General features: G+C 71.8%; 26 protein-coding genes. 6 read left to right on the forward strand and 20 right to left on the reverse strand.

What is annotated here, in order from left to right:
- The first annotated feature begins 31 nt into the window (after positions 1-31).
- A complete protein-coding gene (locus ACIBP6_RS19180; protein ID WP_397053803.1) occupies positions 32-1417 on the forward strand; it encodes an NCS2 family permease in 1386 nt (461 codons plus the stop codon).
- Here ACIBP6_RS19180 and ACIBP6_RS19185 read toward each other — a convergent pair.
- A complete protein-coding gene (locus ACIBP6_RS19185; protein ID WP_397053805.1) occupies positions 1410-2150 on the reverse strand; it encodes a hypothetical protein in 741 nt (246 codons plus the stop codon). The two genes, ACIBP6_RS19180 and ACIBP6_RS19185, sit on opposite strands and share 8 nt — an antisense overlap.
- Before the next feature lie 14 nt (positions 2151-2164).
- On the reverse strand, positions 2165-3187 hold the full coding sequence (locus ACIBP6_RS19190; RefSeq protein WP_397053807.1) for an excalibur calcium-binding domain-containing protein: 1023 nt from the start codon (positions 3185-3187) through the stop codon (positions 2165-2167).
- Positions 3188-3338: 151 nt separating this feature from the next.
- On the opposite strand from ACIBP6_RS19190, the gene ald reads away from it, so the two are divergent.
- Complete coding sequence (gene ald, locus ACIBP6_RS19195; RefSeq protein ID WP_397053809.1) at positions 3339-4454, forward strand: alanine dehydrogenase; 1116 nt, start codon at positions 3339-3341, stop codon at positions 4452-4454.
- 21 nt (positions 4455-4475) lie between these two features.
- Here the strand turns inward: ald and ACIBP6_RS19200 are convergent, their stop codons facing one another.
- The gene (locus tag ACIBP6_RS19200) at positions 4476-5186 is read right to left on the reverse strand and encodes a DUF3105 domain-containing protein (protein WP_397053811.1); all 711 of its coding nucleotides are present in this window, start codon (positions 5184-5186) and stop codon (positions 4476-4478) included.
- 160 nt (positions 5187-5346) lie between these two features.
- Here ACIBP6_RS19200 and ACIBP6_RS19205 point away from each other — a divergent pair, with 160 nt between their 5' ends.
- Entirely contained in the window at positions 5347-5979 is a 633-nt protein-coding gene (locus ACIBP6_RS19205) for a DUF305 domain-containing protein (RefSeq protein ID WP_397053813.1), read from the forward strand.
- 2 nt (positions 5980-5981) lie between these two features.
- Positions 5982-7376 (forward strand): phytoene desaturase family protein, encoded by a 1395-nt coding sequence (locus ACIBP6_RS19210; protein ID WP_397053815.1) that lies wholly within the window; start codon positions 5982-5984, stop codon positions 7374-7376.
- Position 7377: 1 nt separating this feature from the next.
- Here the strand turns inward: ACIBP6_RS19210 and ACIBP6_RS19215 are convergent, their stop codons facing one another.
- The 12 genes from ACIBP6_RS19215 to ACIBP6_RS19270 form a co-directional block, all read right to left on the reverse strand.
- On the reverse strand, positions 7378-8430 hold the full coding sequence (locus ACIBP6_RS19215; RefSeq protein ID WP_397053817.1) for a threonine aldolase family protein: 1053 nt from the start codon (positions 8428-8430) through the stop codon (positions 7378-7380).
- Positions 8427-9056, reverse strand: coding sequence for an SDR family NAD(P)-dependent oxidoreductase (locus ACIBP6_RS19220; protein ID WP_397053819.1), 630 nt, complete (start codon positions 9054-9056; stop codon positions 8427-8429). Before ACIBP6_RS19220 ends, ACIBP6_RS19215 begins: the two co-directional genes overlap by 4 nt.
- Positions 9053-11122, reverse strand: coding sequence for a DUF6421 family protein (locus ACIBP6_RS19225; protein ID WP_397053821.1), 2070 nt, complete (start codon positions 11120-11122; stop codon positions 9053-9055). Before ACIBP6_RS19225 ends, ACIBP6_RS19220 begins: the two co-directional genes overlap by 4 nt.
- Positions 11123-11211: 89 nt before the next feature.
- Positions 11212-11868, reverse strand: coding sequence for a response regulator (locus ACIBP6_RS19230; protein ID WP_397053823.1), 657 nt, complete (start codon positions 11866-11868; stop codon positions 11212-11214).
- Positions 11869-11938: 70 nt separating this feature from the next.
- Positions 11939-13555 (reverse strand): serine/threonine protein kinase, encoded by a 1617-nt coding sequence (locus tag ACIBP6_RS19235; RefSeq protein WP_397053825.1) that lies wholly within the window; start codon positions 13553-13555, stop codon positions 11939-11941.
- A complete protein-coding gene (locus tag ACIBP6_RS19240) occupies positions 13555-15018 on the reverse strand; it encodes a hypothetical protein (RefSeq protein ID WP_397053827.1) in 1464 nt (487 codons plus the stop codon). The genes ACIBP6_RS19235 and ACIBP6_RS19240 overlap by 1 nt, the downstream gene beginning before the upstream one ends.
- A 117-nt stretch (positions 15019-15135) precedes the next feature.
- The gene (locus ACIBP6_RS19245; RefSeq protein WP_397053829.1) at positions 15136-15534 is read right to left on the reverse strand and encodes a Uma2 family endonuclease; all 399 of its coding nucleotides are present in this window, start codon (positions 15532-15534) and stop codon (positions 15136-15138) included.
- A 242-nt stretch (positions 15535-15776) separates the two neighbouring features.
- On the reverse strand, positions 15777-16415 hold the full coding sequence (locus ACIBP6_RS19250) for an adenosylcobinamide amidohydrolase (protein ID WP_397053831.1): 639 nt from the start codon (positions 16413-16415) through the stop codon (positions 15777-15779).
- On the reverse strand, positions 16412-17185 hold the full coding sequence (locus tag ACIBP6_RS19255) for an ABC transporter ATP-binding protein (RefSeq protein WP_397053833.1): 774 nt from the start codon (positions 17183-17185) through the stop codon (positions 16412-16414). The genes ACIBP6_RS19250 and ACIBP6_RS19255 overlap by 4 nt, the downstream gene beginning before the upstream one ends.
- The gene (locus tag ACIBP6_RS19260; protein WP_397053835.1) at positions 17182-18213 is read right to left on the reverse strand and encodes a FecCD family ABC transporter permease; all 1032 of its coding nucleotides are present in this window, start codon (positions 18211-18213) and stop codon (positions 17182-17184) included. Before ACIBP6_RS19260 ends, ACIBP6_RS19255 begins: the two co-directional genes overlap by 4 nt.
- Before the next feature lie 4 nt (positions 18214-18217).
- Positions 18218-19171 carry an ABC transporter substrate-binding protein gene (locus ACIBP6_RS19265; protein WP_397053837.1) on the reverse strand — a complete coding sequence of 318 codons (954 nt, stop codon included), beginning with the start codon at positions 19169-19171 and terminating at the stop codon, positions 18218-18220.
- 217 nt (positions 19172-19388) lie between these two features.
- Positions 19389-20246, reverse strand: a complete 858-nt coding sequence (locus ACIBP6_RS19270; protein WP_397053839.1) for a Gfo/Idh/MocA family protein — start codon at positions 20244-20246, stop codon at positions 19389-19391.
- 104 nt (positions 20247-20350) lie between these two features.
- On the opposite strand from ACIBP6_RS19270, the gene ACIBP6_RS19275 reads away from it, so the two are divergent.
- Positions 20351-20938, forward strand: coding sequence for a histidine phosphatase family protein (locus tag ACIBP6_RS19275; protein ID WP_397053841.1), 588 nt, complete (start codon positions 20351-20353; stop codon positions 20936-20938).
- 10 nt (positions 20939-20948) lie between these two features.
- Here the strand turns inward: ACIBP6_RS19275 and ACIBP6_RS19280 are convergent, their stop codons facing one another.
- The 5 genes from ACIBP6_RS19280 to ACIBP6_RS19300 form a co-directional block, all read right to left on the reverse strand.
- Entirely contained in the window at positions 20949-21212 is a 264-nt protein-coding gene (locus ACIBP6_RS19280) for a sigma factor (RefSeq protein ID WP_397053843.1), read from the reverse strand.
- Complete coding sequence (locus tag ACIBP6_RS19285; RefSeq protein WP_397053845.1) at positions 21212-22093, reverse strand: maleylpyruvate isomerase family mycothiol-dependent enzyme; 882 nt, start codon at positions 22091-22093, stop codon at positions 21212-21214. The genes ACIBP6_RS19280 and ACIBP6_RS19285 overlap by 1 nt, the downstream gene beginning before the upstream one ends.
- Before the next feature lie 154 nt (positions 22094-22247).
- Positions 22248-22505, reverse strand: coding sequence for a 3'-5' exonuclease family protein (locus ACIBP6_RS19290; RefSeq protein WP_132615685.1), 258 nt, complete (start codon positions 22503-22505; stop codon positions 22248-22250).
- Positions 22506-22593: 88 nt separating this feature from the next.
- Complete coding sequence (locus tag ACIBP6_RS19295) at positions 22594-22830, reverse strand: DUF397 domain-containing protein (protein ID WP_132615686.1); 237 nt, start codon at positions 22828-22830, stop codon at positions 22594-22596.
- On the reverse strand, positions 22831-23652 hold the full coding sequence (locus ACIBP6_RS19300; protein ID WP_132615726.1) for a helix-turn-helix domain-containing protein: 822 nt from the start codon (positions 23650-23652) through the stop codon (positions 22831-22833).
- Positions 23653-23882: 230 nt separating this feature from the next.
- On the opposite strand from ACIBP6_RS19300, the gene ACIBP6_RS19305 reads away from it, so the two are divergent.
- The gene (locus ACIBP6_RS19305; RefSeq protein ID WP_397053847.1) at positions 23883-24377 is read left to right on the forward strand and encodes an ATP-binding protein; all 495 of its coding nucleotides are present in this window, start codon (positions 23883-23885) and stop codon (positions 24375-24377) included.
- Positions 24378-24392 lie beyond the last annotated feature (15 nt).

The following is a 24392-nucleotide window of genomic DNA, read 5'->3' on the forward strand; positions in this document are numbered from 1 at the left end:
TAGCCGACATTCCCCCTGATCAACAAGGGGGATGTCGGTGCTCGACAGGTTTTTCGAGCTCACCGGGCGGGGGACGACCGTCGGGCGCGAGGTGCGGGGCGGGCTCACCACGTTCGTCGCGATGGCCTACATCATCCTGCTCAACCCGATCATCCTCGCCGGCGCGGAGGACGTCACCGGCGCGCGGCTGTCGATCGCCGAGCTGACCACGTCCACGGCGCTGGCGGCGGCCATCTCCACGATTCTCATGGCCGTCGTCGGCAACGCGCCGTTCGGCCTGGCGGCCGGGCTCGGGCTCAACGCCGTCGTCGCCTACCAGGCCGCTCCGTTCATGACGTGGGCCGAGGCCATGGGGCTGGTGGTGCTCGAAGGCGTCGTCATCATCCTGCTGGCCGTGTCGGGGCTGCGCACCCTGATCATGAACGCCATCCCGCTGGCCCTCAAACACGCGATCAGCGTGGGGATCGGCATGTTCGTCGCGCTGATCGGGCTCGTGGACGCGGGCTTCGTCGCGCGCGGCACCGGCACGCCCGTGCAGCTCGGCGCGACCGGCCACCTCACGGGCTGGCCGGTCGCGATGTTCTGCTTCGGCCTGCTGCTGATGATCATGCTGTTCGTCCGCAGGGTGCCGGGCGCCATCCTGATCAGCATCGTGATCACCGCGGCGCTGTCCATCCTGGTGAACGCGCTGGCCAGGGTCCAGCCCGGCTCCTGGGGCGTGGTGACACCGCGCGTGCCGGAGGCGCTGATCTCCGCGCCGCACTTCGGCCTGCTGGGCGAGTTCGATCTGTTCGGCGGGTTCGCCCGGGCGGGGGCGCTCACCGCGACGGTGGTGCTGTTCACGCTGGTGCTGTCGGGGTTCTTCGACGCGATGGGCACGATCATCGGCGTCAGCGACGAGGCCGGGCTGGTCGACGAACGCGGCCGGGTGCCGCGGCTGGGCCGGATCCTGACCGTGGACGGCGTCGGCGGCGTGGTCGGCGGCGTGGCGAGCTCCTCGGCCAACACCGTCTTCGTCGAGTCGGCCGCCGGTGTCGGCGAGGGCGCCCGCACCGGGCTGGCGAGTCTGGTGACCGGCGCGCTGCTGGGGGTGACGCTGCTGTTCACGCCGCTGGCGGGGGTGGTGCCCGCCGCCGCGGCGGCGCCCGCGCTGGTGCTCGTCGGGGCGCTCATGATGATGCAGAGCAGGAACGTGCCCTGGCACGACCTCGACCTCGCGGTGCCGGCGTTCCTGACGATCGCGCTGATGCCGTTCACCTACTCGATCACGAACGGCGTGGGCGCGGGCGTGATCACCTACACGCTGATCAAGGCGGTCAAGGGGCGGTTCTCGGAGATCCCGTGGCTGTTGTGGGCGGTCTCGCTGGTCTTCCTCGGCTACTTCGGCATCGACTTCCTGGAGCAGGTGTTCACGTAGGCGGACGCATCAGGCGGAGGTCGTCGCCCCACGCGTCCAGCACCGCGCCATGCCCGGCGCGCCGGGCCGCCGCCTCCACCCGGGCGAAGAGGGCGCGCTGCGGGGCCGCGTCCGCCGTGGTCGAGATCCGCTGCACCGTGTCCAGCAGCGTGCGGGTGTCCCAGCCCGGCAGCGGGTACCGGGCGAGCTCCCATTCCAGGTACCTGTTGTAGGGGCGGGGACGGCGGTCGAGGGCGAAGAGCAGCTCCAGCAGGAACCTGACGCTGTCGGCGGCGTCGAGGCGGGCGGCGAGAACGTGCCCGTCACGGTCGTTCTTGACCGAACGGTAGAGGGCGTTGGCATAGGCGTCGAGCCACTCGGCGCAGTCCCGGAACGCCTCACCGGCGTCGAGCCGCGCCTTGGCGGCCAGGATCTCCGCGATGCCGCCGCCGAGCCGGTCGAGCACGACCCTGGCGCGGGCGAGCGCGTAACGCTCGAAGCCCGGCATCCCGGCCGCGCGGAACTCGGTGAGAGAGACGAAGACGAGGTCGAGTTCAGGGGTGCGGTGACCGGTGAACCGGCTGAGCTCCGTCGCCGCGCCATCGGCGAGGACGACGTACAGATCGTGGTCGGAATGCCCGGTGGCCATGCCGTCGTGCGCTTGAGACCCCTTCAGGACCAGCCCGACAACGGCAGGGTCGGCGCCGGCGAGCTCGACGAACGCGTGATACGTGAGCGGCTGCTGCATGGGCATCGGGTGGTCTCGTCCTAGCGGATGTCGGCGCTGTTGCAGGCCACGCCGTTGCGGTCGACGTCGATGTACCACGAGTACTCCACGTGGGTGCCCTGGTAGTAGGGGCCGTCACCGGCGGCTATCGCTTCCTTGCAGGAGGGGTAGCGCTTGTCGGGTACGCGCCCGACGCCGGTCGCACCCGGCCGGCCTGTGCCTGTGCCCGTGCCCGTACCTGTGCCCGTGTCTGTACCTGTGCCTGTGCCTGTGCCTGTGCCGCCATTGCCGACCGTGCCGCCGGGGGTGCCGGTGCCCGTTCCTCCCGTGCCGCCGGTTCCGCCCGTACTTCCGATGCCGCCGGGCGTTCCCGTGCCGCCGGTTCCGCCGGTGGTGCCGGTTGACGGAACCACCGGGGTGCTGGGCTGGGGGGCGCCGGTGGATGTGGGCTGGGAGGGGGACGACGTGGGAGTGGTGCCGAGCAGGCGGGTGGTCAGCGCCTCGGCGTCCTGCTGGGTGAAGCCTGCGATGCTCAGGCTGTCGCCGTCCATGGGCTGGGTGACGACCGGCGCGACCAGCACCGTCTTCGGCTGCTGGGGGTCCTCGGGGGCGAGCACGACCGCCACCTGCTGCTGCTCCGGCGCCAGCTCGTCGATGAGCTGCACCAGGCGTTCCTTGAAGCCCGACGCGACGGCGACGCGCACGGAGTACGTGCCGTCCTTCTCGCGCACGGGCTCCACCCGCTGCACCGCGCTGACCGTGACGCCGTCCTCCAGGAGGTAGCAGGTGGTCTGCTCCTCGTCGAGCACGGCCGGGTCGCCGGGGCAGGGCGCGGGCTTGGTCTCGCGGACCGGCGCGAAGTGCACGGGCACGGCCAGCCGCTGCGGGGGCGTGCCGCCGAACAGGGGAGCGTCGGGGTTCCTGGTCATCAGGACGGCCACGGTGCCGGCCACGCCGGCGACGAGCACGACGAGCACGAGCGAGACGATCAGCACGATGGTGGTGAGTCTGCTGGCCTTCGGCTCCCCCGGGTCCGCGGTCGGCGGCTCTTCCGGTATGTCCATCGGTTGGCGATCCCATTCTGACGGTCGGGCTGCCGGTGAGCCTATCGAGGAGTGGTCACGCCGGGGTAATCAGCCGGGCAATCCTCTCGCAACCCTCGAAAACAGGTGAGAATGGATGAAGGATCTCATGCCTGGCGGGAAGTGGTTGGCCATGAAGGTCGGTGTTCCGCGAGAGGTCAAGAACAGCGAGTATCGCGTGGCGCTGACGCCCGCGGGCGTCCACGAGCTCGTACGCCAGGGCCACCAGGTCTTCGTCGAGAACGACGCCGGCACCGGATCCGCGATACCCGACGAGTACTTCGCCGCCGCGGGCGCCGTCATGGTCGCCGACCCCGACGAGCTCTGGGGGGCGTCCGACCTGGTCATGAAGGTCAAGGAGCCGATGCCGGAGGAGTACCACCGGCTGCGCAAGGGGCTGGTGCTCTTCACGTACCTGCACCTGGCCGCCTCGGCGGGCTGCACGCGGGCGCTGCTCGACTCGGGATGCACGGCGGTCGCGTACGAGACCGTGCAGACGGCCGACGGGGCGCTGCCGCTGCTCGCGCCCATGTCGGAGGTGGCGGGACGGCTCGCGCCGCAGGTCGGCGCGTACCACCTGATGAGCTCGGGGGGCGGCAGGGGCGTGCTCATGGGCGGGGTGTCGGGCGTGCGGGCGGCCGAGGTCGTGGTGATCGGGGCCGGGGTGTCCGGCATGAACGCCGCCGCCATCGCCCTCGGCATGCAGGCCGAGGTGCTGCTGCTGGACAGGAACATCGACAAGCTGCGCCAGGCCGACCTGATCTACCAGGGCCACTGCCAGACGGTGGCGTCCAACACGCTGGAGATCGAGCGCGCCGTGATGGACGCCGACCTGGTCATCGGCGCGGTTCTGGTGCCCGGCGCCAAGGCTCCGACGCTGGTGACCAACGACCTGGTCAGCCGGATGAAGCCGGGCTCGGTGCTGGTGGACATCTCGATCGACCAGGGCGGCTGCTTCGAGGACTCACGGCCGACGACGCACGAGCAGCCGACGTACCGGGTGCACGAGTCGGTCTTCTACTGCGTGGCCAACATGCCCGGGGCCGTGCCGCACACCTCGACGTACGCCCTGACGAACGTGACGCTGCCGTACGCGCTGGCCGTCGCCGAGCAGGGGTGGCGGCGGGCGATGCGCGCGGACCCGGCGCTGGCGCTGGGCCTCAACACCCACGACGGCCACCTGACCAGCCGGCCGGTGGCCGCCGCGCACGACCTGGAGTGGACGCCGCTGGAGGACGTGCTCGGCTGAGCACGCCCTCCGGGAAGGCTCCTACTGCTGCGACTCGCCGGGCGTCGGGGCCAGGGTCTCCATCGGGGCCTGCTGGCCGCCCGTGGGCTCGGGCGGCAGCGGCGCCTGGTCGGCCGTGGTGGTGATCGCGTCCGGGCCGCCGCAGGTGGCGCCCGGCTCGGGCGTGTCAGGGCCGTTCTGGTAGCGGTTGATGAACGCCTCCAGCTTTGGGTCCTGCGGGTCGGTCAGCCGCAGCTGGTGGCCCCACGACGACGCCACGATGGGCGACGGCAGGTTGGGGAACGGGCTCATCAGCATGTAGTCCTGCTGGCCGGTGGAGGTGGCGACCTCCCTCAGCTGGTCGACCTGGGCCTTGGGCAGGTCAGGGCGGTAGGTGATCCAGACGGCGCCGTGCTCCAGCGAGTGCACGGCGTGCTCGTTGTGGATCGGCTGGTCGTAGATGTCGCACTGCTGCCAGTAGTTGTTGTGCTCGCCGCCCATCGGCGGCGTCTCCTTGTAGGTCACGGCGTTCGGCACGTGCTGGCCGGCGTCGTACTTCACGCTGACCACGGCGTCGAGATTGGTCTCCTCCGCCCGCCTGACCAGGTAGAAACCGACCACGCCGACGAGCAGCACGACGATGAGCCCGCCGGCGCCCCACATGAGCAGCGCGGCTCGGCGTTCTTTGCGCTTCTGCTCGGCCCGCATCCTCTGCAGATGCTCGCGCCTCGCGTGCGCCTTCTCCTTCGTCATCGTCCCTCCATCGGCGTACCAACTGCGGGTCACCCTATGCCCTCTGGGCGTATGCGGAGAATAAGCGGCGCATAAGCTCCGATCACAGCTTGGTACGTGGCAGGCACGCCGGAGGAGCGCAGCCCCGAGTGGGTAGGCTGGACGGGCCATGGAGAAGCCTGTGAGGAATCCCGTCCTGGTCGTCTGCGGTGTGCTGGTGCTCGCCGCGGCCGCGTTCCTGCTGTTCGGCCGGAGCGGCACGCCCGGCGACGCCTCCGCGGAGGCGGGGTTCGCCCGTGACATGGCGGCGCACCACGCGCAGGCCGTGGAGATGTCGTTCATCGTCAGGGACAAGGGCCCCGCGCCGGAGATCAGGAACCTGGCGTTCGACATCATCACCACGCAGTCCAACCAGCGCGGCATGTTCCTCGGCTGGCTGCAGGCGTGGGGGCTGAGCCAGGCGAGTGGCCGGCGTCCCATGGCCTGGATGAGCGGTCACGCGCACGGTGGCACCCCGATGAAGCCGGTCGACTCGGTGGCGGAGATGCCGGGCATGGCTTCGAGGCAGGAGCTGACGAAGCTCAAGCAGGCGACGGGCGCGCAGGCCGAGGTGCTCTATCTGCAGCTCATGATCCGCCACCACGAGGGTGGCGTGGAGATGGCGCAGGGCCTGCTCAAGCTCTCCGACCGCCCCGAGGTGGCCGGCATGGCACAGAAGATCATCGACGGGCAGACCGCCGAGATCACGCTCATGACCGACCTGTTGCGCCGGCGCGGTGCGCAGCCGTACCCGTCGATCCTGCCGCGGCAGTAGCCATGAGCGCCGACGCGGTCGTCGTGGGCTCGGGGCCCAACGGGCTGGTCGCGGCGGTCATGCTGGCCCGCGCCGGGCGCAAGGTGCTGCTGCTGGAGGCGGCCGAGCGGTTCGGCGGCGGGCTGAGGTCGGCGGAGCTGACGCTGCCGGGGCGGGTTCACGACATCGGCGCGACCGTGATGGCGATGACGCTGGCCTCCCCCGCCTTCCGCGACCTGGAGCTCAAGGGCGTCGAGTTCGCCCATCCGCCGGTGGCCGCGGCCCATCCGCTCGACGGCCGTCCCGCCGTGCTGGTCCACCGCGACCCGCGGCGCACCGCCGAAGGGCTCGGGCGTGACGCGGGCGTGTGGCTGGCGACCGCGGGCGCGGCGGCGCGGGCCGGGCTGCCGCTGATCGACCTGCTGCTCAAGCCGCTCGGGCCGTGGCCGCCGCACCCCATGACGTTCGCGCGGGCGGCCAGGTTCGGCCTGGCCGGGGCGCTGCCCGCCACGACGCTGGCCCGGCGGGCGTTCCGCACGGTGGAGGGGCGCGCGCTGCTCGCGGGCATGGCCGCGCACTCGGTGCTCGACCTGCGCTCCCCCATGACGGCCGGCTACGGGCTGATGCTCGCCGCGCTGGCGCACGTCGTGGGCTGGCCGCTGGTCAGGGGCGGCTCCCAGCGGCTGGCCGACGCGCTGGTCGCCGAGCTGCGGTCGCTGGGCGGTGAGGCGGTGAGCGGCCATCGCGTACGGCGCCTGGCCGAGCTCGACGCGCCCACCGTGGTGCTCGACGTGACACCCCGGCAGTTCCTGGCGATGGCGGACCTGCCGGCGGGCTACCGGCGGCGGCTGGCCCGCTACCGCTACGGGCCCGGGGTGTTCAAGCTCGACTGGGCGCTCGACGGGCCGGTGCCGTGGCGTGACCCGGCGGTGGCCGGGGCGGGCACGGTGCACCTCGGCGGCACGCTGGAGGAGATCGCGCTCAGCGAGGCCGAGATGGCCGCCGGCCGGCACTCGCCCCGGCCGTACGTGCTGCTCGTGCAGCCGTACGCGGCCGACCCGTCGCGCGGCGGGCACACCCTGTGGGCCTACTGCCACGTCCCGAACGGCTCGCGCCTCGACATGACGGAGGTCGTCGAGGCGCAGATCGAACGGTTCGCGCCCGGCTTCCGCGAGCGGGTGCTGGCCCGCCACGCGATGGGCCCGGCCGAGCTGGAGGCGGCCAACGCCAACCTGGTGGGCGGCGACATCGGGGGCGGGCTGGCGAGCCTCGTCCAGTTCGTCCGCCGGCCGGTCTGGTCGCCGGCCCCGTGGCGTACGCCGCTGCCGGGGGTGTTCCTCTGCTCGTCGTCCACGCCGCCGGGGCCGGGCGCCCACGGCATGGGCGGCTGGCAGGCCGCCCGCCTCGCGCTGCGGTGACTCAGCTCGCCGCCATCTCCTGGGCCAGGGCCGCGGCGAAGGCGTCCACGTCCTGCTCGGTCGTGTCGAACGCGCACATCCACCGCACCTCGCCGGTCGCCTCGTTCCAGGTGTAGAAGCGGAAGCGCTTGCGCAGCCGGTCGGCCACGTCCTTCGGCAGGACGGCGAAGACGGCGTTGGCCTCGACCTCGCGCGGCAGCTCCACCCCGGGGATGCCGCGCACGGCCTCGGCCAGGCGGCGGCCCATGGCGTTGGCGTGGCGGGCGCTGCGCAGCCACAGGTCGCCCGAGAGCAGCGCCTCGAACTGCGCCGAGACGAACCGCATCTTGGACGACAGCTGCATGTACGTCTTGCGGATGTAGTCGACACCGGAGGCCGCCGCCGGGTTCAGCACGACGACCGCCTCGCCGTACAGCAGGCCGATCTTGGTGCCGCCGAAGGAGAGCACGTCCACGCCGGCGTCGGTGGTCAGCGTCCGCAGCGGGACGTCCAGCGCGGCGGCGGCGTTGGTGATGCGCGAGCCGTCGAGGTGGACGCGCAGTCCCAGCTCGTGGGCGTGCGCGCAGATCTCGGCGATCTCGTCGGGCGTGTAGACGGTGCCGAGCTCGGTGGTGTTGGAGATGGACACCACCTTCGGCTGGGCGCGGTGCACGTCGCCGAAGCCCCACGCCTGCCGGTCGATCAGCTCGGGCGTGAGCTTGCCGTCGGGCGTGGGCACGGGCAGCAGCTTGATACCGCCCGCCACCTCGGGGGCGCCGCCCTCGTCGGTGTTGATGTGGGCCGTCTCGGCGCAGATCACGGCCTCCCATGGGGCGGTCATCGAGCGCAGGGAGACGACGTTGGCGGCGGTGCCGTTGAACACCGGCCACGCCTGCGCCTGCTCGCCGAAGTGCTGCTTGAAGACCTCCCGCATGGCCTCGGTGTAGACGTCGTCACCGTAGGAGATCTGGTGTCCGCCGTTGGCGGTGACGATGGCCTGGAGGATCTCGGGGTGAACCCCGGCGTAGTTGTCGCTGGCGAACGCCTTGAGCCGGGGGTCGTGCCGGGAATTCACTGAGTGAGGTCCAATCGTGCGCCGTTGACCTCGGCGGCGGGGCGGTCGTAGAGGCCGCCGACGGCCGTGGCCAGGTCGTTGACATCGGTGAAACGGGAGAACTTCGCGTCGGGCCGCTCGGCGCGCATGGCGTCGTTCACGAGGGCGTTGACGACGAGGACGGTCGCCGCGCTGGAGGTGTCCTTGAGCGCGTCGGCCAGGGAGAGCGTCCACGCCTCCGCCGCCGCCTTGGCCGCCGCGTAGACGGCGCCGCCGGCGCTCGGACGCTCGGCCGCCTTGGCGGAGACGATCACGAAGCGGCCGTTGTCGCTGCGCCGCAGCAGCGGCTCGAAGGCCAGCGACACGTGCTGGAGGGTGCGGATCAGCAGGTCGTGCAGGACGTCCCAGTCGTCGAGGCTGGTCTCGGCGAAGGAAGCCGAGCCGCGCCAGCCACCGACGAGGTGGACGACGCCGTCCACGCGGCCGTGCTCGCGGTCGATCCGGGCCGCCAGCTCCTGGACGGCCGCGCGGTCGAGCAGGTCCACGTCGTCCTTGTCGACGCCGATGACGGTGTGGCCCTTTTTCCAGAAATATTCGGAAACGGCCTCACCGGTGGGCCCTCCTGCCCCGGTAACCAGAATGATCATGCTCGGAGTCCTTCAGTCGATTCGACCACCTCGGTCAGCTTACGGCGCAGCGCCTCGTAGAACATGCTGAGGGGGAACTCGTCCGGCAGCACCGCGTCCACCTTGGCCTTCTGCTCCTCCGGCAGCGCCTCGACGCCCTTGGCCCACGTGGAGGCGGGGTGCGGCGCCACGTACGCGCTCACCAGCTCGTACGCCGCCAGCCAGTGCGCCAGCTTCGGCCGGTCGATGCTGTCGCGGTAGAGCTTCTCGACCTCTCCGCGCAGGTCGGCGACCCCGGCGGCGACCCGGTCCCACTCGATGGACAGCCGGTTGTCGGTCCACCGCACGACGTCGTTGCGGTGCAGGTAGGCGAAGAGCAGCTGGCCGCCGAGCCCGTCGTAGTTGCGCACCCGCTCCCCCGTGATCGGGAACCGGAACAGCCGGTCGAACAGGATCGCCAGCTGCACGTACCGGGCGTGCGGCACGCCCCGCTCCTCCAGCTTCACGGCCTCGCCGAACGCGGTCAGGTCGCAGCGCAGCTCCTCCAGCGCGTACAGCCAGTACGGCATCCGCTGCTTGATCATGAACGGGTCGAACGGCAGGTCACCATGGCTGTGCGTGCGGTCGTGCACCAGGTCCCACAGCACGAAGGTGTCCTGGGCGAGCTGCTGGGAGGCGAGCAGCCGGTCGGCGTCCGGCGGCAGGTCCACCTTGAGCGTCTCGGTGGCGGCCCTGGACACCCGGCGGAAGCGGCCGGCCTCGCGGTCGGCGAAGATCCCGCCCCAGGTGAAGCGCTCGGGCGCGCGGCGCACCGCGACCGTCTCGGGGAAGAGCACGGCGGAGTGGGTGTCGTAGCCGGAGGTGAAGTCCACGAACGCGATCGGCACGAACATGGCGTTGTCGTAGCCGCCGGCCTCCAGCCGGGCCAGCCAGTCGGGCCAGATCGTCCGGATCCAGACGGCTTCCAGGTTGCGGTCGCGGTTGCCGTTCTGGGTGTACATCGGGAAGACGACGACGTGCTCCAGCCCGTCCACGCGCTGGGTGTCGGGGTGGAAGAGCTCCAGCGAGCGCAGGAAGTCGGGCACGCCGAGGTCCTGCGCGGCCCAGTCGGCCAGGTCGTCCCGCACGGCTGCCAGGTACGCGGCGTCATGGGGGAAATACTGCGAAATTTCGCCCAGGCTCGCGCTGATCTGCGCCAGCAGCGCCTTGCCCCGCTCCTTCTCCTCCGGGACCGAGCCGTCCTTGACCTGCAGCGGACGGAACTCCTCCACGTCCGCCTTGAGCCGCGCGAACACGGCCGCCTTGCCGTCCTCGGCCGACACCGCCGGGCCCGGGCCGGCCTCGGGAACCCTGGCGGCCCAGGTGATCATGTTGCCCCAGAGCCTGCGGTGGTCGTAGTCGTCCAGCGAGTCGTCGCCGAACAGGTCGGAGTCGGCGAAGACGACCACGCGGCCCGCGCCGTGCCGGAGCGCGACCGCCAGCGGCGCGCCCGCCGGGTCCGCGGACGGCGACGACGCGAACAGCACGACCGCCTCCGGCGCGGAGACGTCGAGCGCGCCGGCCCGGTAGAAGCACGCCGTGCGCACCCCGGCCAGCAGCCCGGACTCGGTGGCCCGTTCCCCGAGGACCCAGGTGGCCACGTCCCGGTGGGCGTTCCTGGGGTCGCGCACGGTGGCGTGCCGGACCCGGACGCCGAACCGGGCGAGCAGCTCGTTGAGGTTGTTGCCGTACTTGTCCTGCTCCTCCTCGGCGAGGACGACCAGGCCGCCGCCGGCCGCGACGAAGGACTCGACGGAGTCCAGCTCGGCGGCGGAGAAGACGGGGCTGCCCTGGCCGGTCGTCCGCTCCCACCGCTCCCCCGACGGGTGCGCGATCACCAGGACGTCCTGGCCGGCCAGCGCGGCGGCGTCGAGCGCCCCCTCCGTGCGGGCCGTGACCGTGTGACCGAGGTGGCGCAGCACCCCCGCCGCGCCGGCGTAGCTGGAGTCGTCGGGGTGGGCCGGGTTGACGGCCTCGGCCACCTCGCGCCGGATGGTCCACGACTCGCTGTGGGCCTCGTCGAACAACACTCGCGGGAACGCCTGCATGAAATATCTCCCGTTTTCTCCGCTTTCTGACGGAAAATATACACACAGGGCGAGCAAAGTCCGCCAACCCTTCCGCATGCCGAGACGGCTCAGCCGGCTCCTGGCCGTACGACGCCGCTCTCGTAGGCGAAGACGACGGCCTGGGCCCGGTCGCGCAGCGACAGCTTCATCAGCACCCGCGCCACGTGTGTCTTGACCGTGGCCTCGCCGACGTACAGCTCGCGGGCGATCTCCGCGTTGGTGAGGCCGCGGGCCAGCAGCCGCAGCACCTCCAGCTCACGCGGCGTCAGCTCGCCGAGCGCGGGCGGCGGCTTCGGCTCCTGCCGGCCGGCGAACGTGGCGATCACCCGGCTGGTCACCGCCGGGTCGAGCAGCGCGTCGCCGGCGTGCACCACCCTGATGGCCTCCAGCAGCTGCTCGGGAGGCGACACCTTGAGCAGGAACCCGCTGGTGCCGGCGCGCAGCGCGGCGTAGAGGTTCTCGTCGGTGTCGAACGTGGTCAGTGTGATGACCTTGGGCGGCGACGGGGTGTCGAGCAGCTCTCTGGCCGCCGACAGCCCGTCGAGCCGGGGCATCGAGATGTCCATGAGGACGATGTCCGGGCGCGTGCGCCGGGACACGGCGACGGCCTCGCGGCCGTCCGCCGCCTCGCCGACGACCTCCATGCCGGGATCGCTCTCGACGACCATGCGCAGCCCGGCCCTGACCATCGCCTGATCGTCGGCGATGACGATGCGTATGCCCACACACCGGAGGCTAGACGTCCGCCCCGCCGTTGGACAGCCTCGGACGGCCGTGCCAAGCCGGTTCACCGGGTCACGGGACGTGGACGCTCTGCCTGATCCTCGTCTGGGTGGCGTCGTCGCAGGTGGCCCTGGCGCAGAAGTACATGATGAGCATGGTCTTGGGCTCGCGTTCGATCACGTAGCTGACGAAGCCGAGCCGGGTGCCGGTGCCGGGGTCGTGCAGCGCGCCGTCGAAGCGGGTGGCCGGGCGGTTGCCCGCCTGGTCGGGCACGGGCCTGCCGAGATCGACCTGGCCGGGCAGCAGGGCCTCCATCTTGGCCTTCATCTGCTCCGAGGTGCCGCCGGCGTCGAGGGTGTCGGAGACCTGGACGTACACGCCCGAGACGCTGTCCGGCTCGCCGGCGACGATCTCGGAGACGGCCGTCCAGTCGGCGCCGGGCCCGGCCACGAACAACTCCTCGAACGCCGAGGCGTGCGGGGAGACCACCGCGAAGAGGTCCTGGTGGGTGCGGACGGTCCAGTTCCCCGGGTGGTCGAACGTGAGCGGCGCGGCGGCGCTCGTCTTGTAGCGCAACCAGGTCTCGGCCTGCTCGCTGACGACGATGAACGCGACCAGCGCGAGCGCCGCGGCGGCGGCCACCAGCGTGGCGGCCACGATCGGCAGCCGGCCGGGCCGCCTGCGCGCCGCCGAGTGCCGCGCGGGCCGCGTCACGGCCACCCTGCGCGCCGGCCCCTGCGGGGGTGCGGGCCGCACAGGGTGGGGCCCGGAGTGCGGGCTCTGGCTCGGGGGCGGTACGAGCGGCTGCCCGCCCCTCTCGTACCGCGCCCCTTCCGCCGGCTCGTACGGCTGCCCGCTGATCGCGTCGCGCAGCGCGGTGACGAACTCGGCGCAGCTGGCGTAACGCTGCTCGGGCGACTTGGCCAGCGCCCGGGTCATGACGGCGTCCACCTGCGGCGGCAGCTCGGGCCGCAGCTGCGACAGCGGCGGCGGCTGCTCGGCCAGGTGGGCCCACAGCAGCGCCATGTCGTTCTCGCGCGGGAACGGCAGCCGCCCGGACAGCGCCTCGTAGACGACGCAGGCCAGCGCGTACTGGTCGCTCCGGCCGTCGATGTGCTCCTTGTTGATCTGCTCGGGCGACATGTACCGGGGCGTGCCGATGAACTGGTCGGTCTGCGTCAGCCCCGAGATCGACGAGCGGTGCTTGGTGATGCCGAAGTCGGTCAGGTAGACGTGGTCGCCGGCCAGCAGGATGTTGGCGGGCTTGACGTCGCGGTGGATCAGGTCGTGGGCGTGGGCCGCGTCGAGCGCGGCGGCGGTCTGGGCGAAGATCTGGTTGGCCTGGCCGAGCGGCAGCGGGCCGCGGTCGTGGATGAGCCGGCGCAGGTCGAGGCCGTCGACGTAGCGCATGGCGATGTACAGCACGCCGTCGGCGTCGGCGTTGGCCTCGTAGATCGGGATGATGTTGGGGTGCTCGATGCTGGCGACCGTCCTGGACTCCAGGATGAACCGCTGCCTGAACCTGTCGTCGACGCTGAGCACGGGGTTGAGGATCTTCAGCGCCACGCGGCGGCTGAGCCGGGGGTCGAGCGCCAGGTAGACGACGGCCATGCCGCCCTTGCCGACGATGTTCTCGACGTAGTACCCGGCCACCTCCTGGCCGATGAGCGATCTTTCGTTCAATGGCATCACGTCTCGCTCGGGTGGCCGCAGTAGCCGCAGAAGCGGTGCGCCGGCCCGAGCCTCATCCCGCACGAGGTGCAGTACTTGATCGCCGGGTCGGACGCGGTCATCACCTGCTGCTCCTGCGGGACCACGGGGAACGACTGGGACCTTCGCACGACCACTGTCTGGTTCGCGCCGTCGTCGAACACCGGACCGGCCGCCGGCGGCTCCGGCGGCGCGGGCTCCAGGTCAGGAGTGCGGCGGCGCCACAGCAGGTACGCTCCGCCGCCCGCCACCAGGAAGAGGATCCCGGCCGCCACCAGGAACGGCCACAGCGGCGTCGAGGCGGCGGCCGTGCTCGCCGCCTTCCGCGTCCCCTGGTCCTCGGGGCCGCCCCGCTTGGCCAGCGAGGTCTTCAGCAGCTCCGCCGCGACCAGGTTGCCGGGATAGAGCTCCAGCACCCGTTGGAACCCGGGTGCGGCCTCGGTGTAGTACTTCGTGTGGTAGCGGGTCAGCGCCGCCTCGAACGCCGTGTCGATCGCGCCCCGGCGCGGCACCACCTTCGCCTCGGCGAGCACGGCGGTGACCTCCCTGACGCCGATCATCCTGCCGTCCTTGCCGCCGCCGACCAGCAGGCCGATGACGTGGCCGTCCTTGTCGCCGATCACCGGCGCCCCCGCCATGCCCTTGTCGGCGAGCCCGCCCATCTTGACCGGCTCGTCCGCCTTCTCCTCGGGGTCGGCGAACGGCCTGCCCCCGTCTCCCGACGCGCCGCCCTTGCCGAGGTGGGCGATCTCGACGGTGTGCGCGACCTCCGGCCCCGGCCGGCCGAGGAAGCCGGCCACGCTGGTGGGCGAGCCCTCCTGGCCGGGCACCTTGTCGGCGAGCGGCGCGGTCGGCATGCCGACGCTGCCCACGACGGGCGCGACCGGCGCCAGCACGGCCGGGCTGTCGGGGTCGGGGCCGGCCTCCAGCAGCTTGACCTTGAAGCCGTCCTCGCTCGGCGGCGAGACGTTGGGGAAGACGGTGATCTCCGTGGTGACGTCGATGATGCAGGTGGCGGTGTCGCTCTTGGGCGGGTAGCAGTCCCGCAGGTGCCGGTCGAGCAGGTCGTCGGAGAGCCGGTGTTTCTCGTCGTCCTGCGGGATCTTCACGTCGTGGTGCTCGGCGAAGATCTTGTTGGCCGCGAGGACGGCGACGTCGTCGGGGTTGTCCACCACCCGCCGCAGCGTCACGATCGTGCCGTCCGGGCTGACGACGGTGCCGGTGCCCGCGCCGAAGGGGAAGTCGTAGGAGCGCTCCACGTGCCTGAGCACGCTGACGTGGTCGAGCAGGGTGATCTCCACGTGGGAGACGGCTTCCACGCGCACCACGGCCGGGGTGACCAGGTCGGTGATCCCGCTCGGGTGCTCGTGGGCCATGACGGGCACGGCGGTCAGCGCGAGGGCCACCGCGATGCCGCCGGCCAGGGCTGTGAGACGCGCCATCTCCGCTCCAAACGCAGGACTACGACCAGCGTCGCAAGCAGGTGCCGTAAGTCAAGGGATCGCCCTACAGTCGCCTACGCCGACCCATCGCGGAACACGCCCCTGGCGTTACGCTCCTCAGCCGTCGATGAGGTCGGCGGGATCGAAGCTCACCGGGTAGGCCGAGGTGAACCTGGCCGTGTTGCCCGGCTTGTGAGCCACCGGCCCGCGGTAGGAGTCGCCGTCGAGCTCGTAGGCATAAAGCGTCGGCCCCTCGTCGAGTTCGAGCCGCCAGTAGGCGGGGATGCCGGCCGCCGCAGCGGCCTGGGTCTTCGTCGCCCTGTCGCGGACCTGCGTGCCGGGACTGACCACCTCGACGGCCAATAGCACGTCGTCGGGCTCGAACATCAGCCGCACCGCCCTGGCTCTCTCCTTCGGCACCACGACGAGGTCGGGAATGTAGAAGTCGTGGTCCGACGCGCGCACGTTGACGGTCGACAGGACCTTCAGATGCGGCGGCGCCGCTTGATGGAGCACCGTCTGCGGCAGGAAGATCGCGTCTTGGTGCGGGGGGTGGGGGCAGGGCTCACGACAAGGCTCCCGTTGAAGAGCTCGTAACGGTTCCCGTCGTCGGGGAACTTCAGCAGGTCGTCGACCGTGAACGGCGGCGCACCGGGAAGAACCGTGCGCCTCGTGGTCGGTTCGCTCGTCGCCATAACGGTCACCCGCCGAGTATCGGGATCGTTGCCCTCGCCCACATGCTACTTGCCCGATTTTCCTTACGCAGAGTCACCTGGGCGCCACGATTCGGCGCCACTCCTCACCGCCGCGTGCACGGCGCGGGCCACCCGGGCGCCCCACTCCGACCGTGGCCCGCCGAACACCTCCCGTGGCCCCTCGGCCGGCACGGCCACGCAGACGGCGTCGGAGGCCGTCCCGGTGCCGGAGTAGCCGGTCTCGACCAGCGCCTGCGTCTTCGCCTCCGTGACGGTCATGACGGTGTTGACCAGCGCCGCGTCGGTCATGGCCACGGGGGCGACGACGAGGATGTTGATCGTGCCCACCCGGATGGGCGCGAGCTCGGGATCCGCGTGCCCGTCGGGGGCGGCGGCCCAGGTGGGCACCCGCAGCCCGACAGTCGCGTACGCCTCCACTCCCCCGTCGTCGGCCCGGACGCAGCGGTCGACGGACGCGGCGGTCATCATGCCGACCCCGTCGCCGCCCGGTCCTAAGGAGGCCAGGTGCTCGGCCGGGTCCATCCGCGCGTATCCGGCGACCACCTGGGCGTTCAGCACCCACGCGCGGGGCCCGATGCCGCCGCCGAGCATCGCCGAGGAAATCATCCGCCAGCCCGGGCCGAACTCCCAGAGCAGCGTCCCGAGCCGCGCGCCGTCCTCCGTCCGGTACGTGAGCTTCACGGCCCTCCCCTCACCAGGTGCACGACGGGCCTGCCGTCGGGGCCGGGCTCGACCTTGACGTGGGCGTCGAAGTGCCGCCCGACGGCCTCCTCGGTCAGCACCTGGGACGGCTGGCCGGCGGCCACGGCCCGGCCGCCGGCCAGCAGCAGCAGGGCGTCGGCGTACAGGCCGGCGACGGTCAGGTCGTGCAGGGTGGTGACGACGGTGAGCCCGTCGGCGCGCCGCAGCCGGTCCACCAGCTCCAGCACCTGCTGCTGGTGGCCGAGGTCGAGGGCGGTCGTCGGCTCGTCCAGCAGCAGCACGGGCGCCTCCTGCGCGAGCGCCCTGGCCAGCACCACGCGCTGCCGCTCCCCGCCCGACAGCTCGCCGACGCGCCGCATGGCGAGCTCGCCCAGGTCCAGCCGGTCGAGGACGGACTCCGTCACCTCCCGGTCGTGCGCGCTCTCCCGCCCCAGGTAGGGGATGTACGGCGTCCGGCCCAGCAGCGCGTAGTCGAAGACCGTCATGTCCGGCGGCAGCGCGGGCGCCTGCGGCGCGTACGCGACGAGCCGGGCCCGGGCGCGCGGCTTCAGCGTCGCGGCAGGGCGGGCGTCCAGCAGGATCTCGCCCTGGTGCTTGACCAGCCCCATGAGCGCCTTGAGCAGGGTGGACTTGCCGGCGCCGTTGGGCCCGATGACGGCCGTCCACTCGCCGCGCCGCACGTGCAGGTCCACGCCGGACAGCACCTCGCGGTCGCCGAGGCGTACCGACACGTCCTGGGTGCGGATCACGTGACGGCCCGCCTGGTCATGCGCAGGACGCCGACGAAGAACGGCGCCCCGACGAACATCGTCACCACGCCGATCGGCAGCTCGGCGGGGGCGAGCACGGTGCGGGCCACGAGGTCGGCCAGCACCAGGAACGCCGCCCCGCCGATGAGCGACAGCGGCAGCACGATCCGGTACGACCCGCCCGCCAGCCGCCTGACGACGTGCGGGACGACAATGCCGACGAACCCGATCAGCCCGCTCACCGCCACGGCCGCGGCGGTGGCCAGTGAGGCGGCCAGCAGCACGGTGAAACGCACCCGTGCCGCCCGCACGCCGAGCCCGGACGCCTCGTCGTCGCCCACCGACAGCACGTCCAGCATCCGGCCGTGCAGCAGCAGCACGACGGCGGAGACGGCGGCGTACGGCAGGACCAGCCAGAGCTGGTCCCACCCGCCGCCGACGTCGCCGAGGATCCACGAGTAGACCCGCTGCAACTCCTCGACGTTGAACTGCTGGACGAACGTCTGGATCGCGGTCAGGAACGACGTGACCGCCACCCCGGCCAGCACCAGCGTGGCGGTGCCGCCGGCCCGCCCGGCCGTGTTGCCCAGCGTGTACGCCAGGAACACGCCCCCGAGCGCCCCGACGAACGCGGCGACCGGGATGCTCGCGGCCGACGACGGCAGCAGCACGATCGCCGCGGTCGTCGCCAGCCCCGCCCCGGCGGCGGCGCCCAGCAGGTACGGGTCGGCCAGCGGGTTGCGGAACACCCCCTGGTAGGCCGCCCCCGCTATGGCCAGCAGCCCGCCCACCACGGCGGCGACCAGCACCCGCGGCAGCCGCAGCTCGAACAGCAGCCCCTGCTCGACGGGCGCCAGGCCGGAGTCGACGTGCCCGAACGGCAGCCAGTCGGCCACCTGGAGCACCACCTGCCACGGCGAGATGTCGGCGGCGCCGTCGAGCAGCCCGGCGAGCATGGAGGCCGCCAGCACGCCCAGGGCGCAGGCCACCCAGAGCGGTCTGGCCCGGGAGGGTCGGGCCCGCGTCACCACGTCAGCTCGCGCCGGCTTCGGCCTTGGCCACGGCGGCGCCGATGGTTTCCGCCAGCTGGACGATGCGCGGGCCCCAGCGGGAGGCGATGTCGTCGTCCAGCTCGACCACGTGGTCGTTCTTGATGGCCGACAGGTTCTTCCACCCGGGCCGCTGGGCCAGGGCGTCCTTGTTCTGGCCGCAGCACTTGACGTCGGCCAGGAAGATCAGGTCGGGGTCGGCCTGGGCGACGAACTCGGCCGACAGCTTCGGGTAGCCGCCCGCCGCGTCGGGCGCCTTGTCGGCGATGTTCGTCAGGCCGAACAGGCCGTAGATCTGGCCGATGAACGTCTGCGACGTCGCGGCGTACGGCGTCTGGTCGAGCTCGTGGTAGAAGGTGAGCCCGGCGTCCTTGGGGGCCTCGGCGGCCAGGCGCTCCAGGTCCGCCTTCATGCCGGCGACCACCTCGTCGGCCTTGGCCTTGTTGCCGGTGGCAGCGCCCAGCTCCTCGATCTCCTCGTACGCCTCCTCCAGCTTGGTCGCGGAGGGCTGGTGCAGGACGGGCACGTTGAGCTTGTCCAACTGGGCCACGACGTCGCCGAGATCGTCGGAGACGACCACCAGGTCGGGCTTCTGGGCGACGATGGCCTCGACGTTCGGCTTGAAGCCGGACAGGCTCGTCCTCGGGGCCTGCGGCGGGTGGTTGGACTGGACGTCGACCGCGACGACCTGGGGGCCCGCGCCGATGGCGAAGAGCGTCTCGGTGTGGGTCGCCGAGAGCGAGACGATGCGCCGCGGCTTCTCGGCGATGGTCACCGCGCCGTTGGCGGCCTCGACGGTGACGGGGAAGCCGCCGGAGGAGGGCGAGGACGCGGCGGGGGCAGGGGAGGGGGAGGCTGCGGTGCCGCCCTGGCCGCAGCCGGCCAGGAGAAGCGTTCCCAGCAGCGCGCCCGCGAAGGCCGTGCGTACGGGCCTCACGAGAAGTCCTTTCACACTGTCGGAACCGAGAGACCCGCATGAAGCGACGGATCACCCTTTTCCACGAGGGATGATGACGTCAGCGCAGAGGCAGGCGACCTGGCTTTGGACAGTTGCGGGACAGCGCCGGACTCGCACCGGACTTCGCTGCGCCCTGCGCATCGGACAAACGTTATCAATGCCCGTGAACCCTCCGGCGTCAAGGGGCCCGGCGGGGTCAGGACGTGAGCTGGGCCTCCGCCTCCGCGATGACCTGCTGCAGCCGGAGACCGTGGGCCGCGTCGAGCGGGTGGCCGCCGCCGTCGCGTACGGTCCTGGCGAACTCCTCGGCCACCGTCGCCAGGGCGTCGCCCCGGACGGCCGGGAGCACGGCGCTGCCGGTGCGGCCGTACACCGCGACGGTGGAGGGCGGCGGGTCGCCGGCGGTGGCCATGCACAGGGACGCCTCGCTGACGGCGCCGCCCTCGTGTTCGAGCAGCAGGCCGGTCCAGCCGAGCGGGTTGCCGTGCGCGCGTACGCCGGTCACCGGGCCCAGGGCGGCGCCGAGCAGGTCGATCACGTGCGGGCCGACGTCGAGCAGCGCGCCGTGCCGCAGGCGCCAGGGGGTGGCGAAGGGGTGGTCGCCGAGCAGGACGTCGGAGACGTTCGCGGCGTGGCCGCCGAACGGGGCGATCTCGGCGCAGCGGGCCAGGAAGTCGCGGGTCTCCTGGGCGTAGCGCAGGGTGAGCACCATCTGGGACGCGACTCCGGACTCGGCGACCGCGTCGGCCACCCGCCGGGCGCCCTCCAGGGTGTCGGCGAGGGGCTTCTCCAGCAGCAGCGCCTTGCCCGCGCGGGCGGCCCGCACGGCGTACTCGGCCTGCACGGCGGGCGGGACGCAGAACGCCACGGCCTCGCAGTGGTCGAACAGCTCCTCGATCCGCGTGAACACCGGGGCGCCCAGCTCCGCGGCGCTCTCGGGCCTGCGCCCCCACACCCCGGCCAGCCGCGTGTGCGGCCCCTTGGCCAGCATCGGCGCGTGCGCCATCCGTGCCCACGGCCCCGCTCCCACCAGTCCGACCGCCACCGGCTCCATCCATCCTCCTCAAACGCCTCGAAACCACACCATAAGGGAGAGATCGCCACACGTGGTGGCACCTGGGGGCGGTGTGGGGTCGGCGGTGCCGGATGATGGGACGCATGAACGAGATGCTGCTGCTCCGGCACGGAGAGACCGAGTGGAGCAAGGCGGGCAGGCACACGGGCCGCACCGACCTGCCTTTGACGGAGCACGGCGAGGAGCAGGCCAGGGCGCTGGCGCCGCTGGTGAAGGAGCCGTTCGACCTGGTGCTGGTCTCCCCCGCCCAGCGGGCGCGGCGTACGGCGGAGCTGGCGGGCCTGACGGACTACCAGGTGGACGCCGACCTGTGGGAATGGGACTACGGCGGTTATGAGGGGATCACCACGCCGGACATCCGCAGGACGCGGCCCGGCTGGTACCTGTGGCGTGACGGCGTGATCCCCGGCGACGCCGAGCACCCGGGCGAGAGCGCCGCCGAGGTGGCCGTACGCGCCGACCGGGTGATCGAGCGGGCCCGGGCGACCGAGGGCAGGGTGGCGCTGGTGGCGCACGGTCACTTCCTGCGCGTGCTGGCCGCCCGGTGGCTGCGCCTGGCCCCCGAGGAGGGCCGGCTGCTCAAGCTCGACACGGGCACCTACTCGCGGCTCGGCTTCGAGCACGCCGAGCCGGTGCTCACCGCCTGGAACGCCCCCGTGACCTGCGCCTAGCGATGACCGGTCACCCGACCTTCGCGCGGCGGGCCGATTCGTGCAGGGCGCGGCTGACCAGCCAGCCGCGTAACGAGCCCAGGCCGGGATCGTAGGAGGAGGGCAGCTCCCAGAGGGCGACGAACACGTTCTGGGTGACCTCCTCGGCGTACGCCCGGCTGCCCGTGATCGCGACGGCGACGCCGTACACGTACGGGCCGTGGCGGTCGTAGACGTCGGCGAGCGCGTCGAGGTCGCCGGCGGTCAGGCGGGCGCGCAGTTCCCTGTCGCTCATCAGTCGCATCCCAGCGTCGCGGCGGCGTGGATCAGGTCACGGGCGAGGGCGGGGTCGCCCTCGGCGGCGTACGGGAAGGACCCGGGCGGCCACCGGTTGCCCAGCAGCCGGCAGAACTCGACGGCGTCGGCCGAGATCACCACGGCGACGTGGTCGGAGGCGGGCGAGAGCGGGACCGTCCAGCTGCCGCCGCCGGGGCCGGTGAGCACCATCGTGGCAGAGACGTCCCGCCGGGGGGCCTTCATGGCACGCGGCAGCAGCGCCAGGCCGAACTCGATGATCAGGTGCACGTGCTCGGGGCGGGGCGGCGACGCGGTGCGGTCGGTGGCGGCCCTGATGTCGTCGGCGTGCGTCCACGTCTCGAACGTGCGCTGGATCAGGGCCTGCCGCAGCGGCGCGCGGGCCGGACGCGGCCCGGCCAGCGCCACCTCGACGCCCAGCAGCACCTCGCTGCTGCCCGAGACGCGCTCCAGCAGGGAGCCGGCCTGCTCGCGCCAGCGGCGGTGCACCGTGGCCGCCGCCGTGCCGGGCACGCCCATGAACGCGGCCACGGCGGCGTCGTTGGCGACCAGATGCTCGACGAGCGCCCTGACGGTGCCGTGCCCGGGGATCGGGGCGTCCCACTGAGGCTCGCTGAGGTCCTTCAGCAGGTCGTCCATGAGCGCCACCTGCTCGGCGTACGGCGCCGCGACGGACGACACGGCGAGGACGGCGGGGCTGCGGCGGCGGCGCGCCAGGGACAGCACCGCGTCACGCATCGTGGGGGGTGGCTCGGCCGATGTCTCCGGCCGGTCGAGGAGCGCGGCGGCCGCGCGGCAGTCGGGGCACGAGGCGACGTGCTCGTCGGGGCTCTGCCCGTTGTAGAGGTACAGGTCCGTCATGGCGACCTCCGCACCCTCGGCTGACCCCGGCGGGTCCGCCCGCGGGCGGCGACGGCCGGGGAGGGGTGTCAGAAGCGTCTCACGACGGCGGCCTTCCGGGTAGTCGCGTATTTCCACCGCCGGCCAGGTGGCCGGCCGGTGGCGGGCCGGGTGGTCAGGCCAGGGCCTGGGCGGGCTGCGGGCCCCGCCCCGTGAGCCACTCCAGGACCTTGCGGTGCCCGCTGGTGGCGTCCTCGAAGTGGCCCCAGTGCCAGTAGCGCGGCTGGTCCCGGATGCCGGTTACCCAGGTCCGGTAGGAGACGGAGGCCCCCGAGGTCGCGGGAGCCACGCCGTAGGTGCGGATCACGACCTTGCCGCCCGGTGCGAACAGCACGTCGTCGGCGATCGGATACAGGGTCATCTGGTCGAGCATGACTCCGATCCTCGCCTGGGGACGAGGCCGGGCGGTTACGCCTCCGGCGCGCCGCCGTTAAGCGGCCGCGCCGGAGGTTAACACCCTGTTAAACGAGGAGGCCGTCGAACTCTCCGTCCTTCACGCCGAGCACCAGGGCCCGGATCTCGTCACGGGTATAGATGAGGACAGGGCCGTCGGGGAAGCGTGAGTTGCGCACCGCGATGCCACCGTCGGGAAGCTCCGCGAGTTCCACGCAGTTGCCCTGCGAGTTGCTGTAACGGCTCTTGCGCCAGGAGACCTGCGTCAGGTCCGCGGCCGGCATTCCGTTGTAGGTCTGGTTCATCTACATCTTTCTGAGAAGACCGCCGATGAGCTCGACGGTGCCCCCTGGCGTGGTGCTCTCCACGCACAGTTGCTCCATGGCGGTGAGGTACGGGTCGACGTCCTCACGCTTGTCCAGGTACAGGGCACCCCAGAGCTGCTCGACGTAGACAACGTCCGACAAGTCGGACTCGGGAAACCGCAAGATGCTGAACGCGCCCCCTTCAGCAGCGTGTTTGCCGAACTTGAAGGGCATCACCTGAATGGTGATGTTGGGAAGAGCGGCGACTTCCAGCAGGTGCTGGAGCTGTTCGGCCATGACCTCCCGCCCGCCGATGATCCGCTTGAGCGCCGCCTCGTCGATGACGGCCCACAGACGGGGTCCGTCTTTCCGGGTGAAGCGCTCCTGACGCTGCATGCGCAGATGCACACGGCGTTCGATTTTGTCCGGACTCTCATCGGGGTTGCCCAGCTCGATGACCGAGCGCGCGTACGCGGCCGTCTGCAGCAGGCCGGGCACGAACTGCACCTCGTAGGTGCGGATCACGCTCGCCGCCTCCTCGAGGCCGATGTACGTGGTGAACCATGACGGCAGCTCGGCGGAGTACTTGTGCCACCACCCGGGGGTGTTGGCCTCGCGCACCATCTCCAGCAGGGCACGGCGTTCGGCGTCGTCGACGACGCCGTACAGGGTGAGGAGGTCTTCCACGTCACGTGTCTTGAAGCCCACGCGGCCGAGCTCCATGCGGCTGATCTTGGACTCGGACGCCCGGATGTGGAATCCGGCCTGTGCCCGGTCGAGACCGCTGGCTTCGCGCAGGCGCCTGAGGCTCGCCCCCAGCATGATGCGCCTCACGGTCGAACCGGAACCGGGCGGATCAATGGACACGTGCAGCTCCTTGGTCGTTTCCTTGCCAAACAGTCTGTCACTTCACGGCCGGAAGATCATGGGCCGCGGACAAGATCCCCTTTCCCCCATATTGACCATTTGAGGCAAACCGTAGCGTGTACAGGGGTTGGCTGCACGTGCATTCGCTCTTGCACCTGCACGAGAGTTTGACGCAGAATGATCACGTGCAATCCACCACGGCCCACGGCCAGTGGACAACGTTCGATTGGTGGCCTCCAGTCGGCTGGTGGCCGGAAGCGGCCCTCGACCTCGTCGTCCCGGGCCCGTCCGCCAGCGCCACGTTCGTGCTCCCGCCTACGGCTTCCTCGGTTCACACCGCCCGCAGCTTCAGCGCGGGCACGCTGACGGGCTGGGGCCTCGGCGAGCTGATCGAGAACATGGAGCTGGTGGTCTCCGAGCTCGCCACCAACGCGCTGCGCCACGGCCTGTGCCTGGACGACCCGCGCCGCGAGCGCACCGTCCACATGTCCCTCGTACGCCGGGGGCCGCTCGTCACGAGCGCCTTCACCGATCCCGCGTCCTCGGTGCCCGTGCTGCGATACCCTGGCCCCCTTGACGCTGGCGGCCTCGGCCTCCACATCGTCGAATCGCTCAGCCTCCGCTGGGGCTGGTCCGCCCTCGCACCCCACGGAAAGATCGTCTGGGCAGTCCTCTCCTGACGGGGGTGATCTGCA

The sequence above is a fragment of the Nonomuraea terrae genome (genome assembly GCF_044465245.1).
Lineage (GTDB): Bacteria > Actinomycetota > Actinomycetes > Streptosporangiales > Streptosporangiaceae > Nonomuraea > Nonomuraea terrae.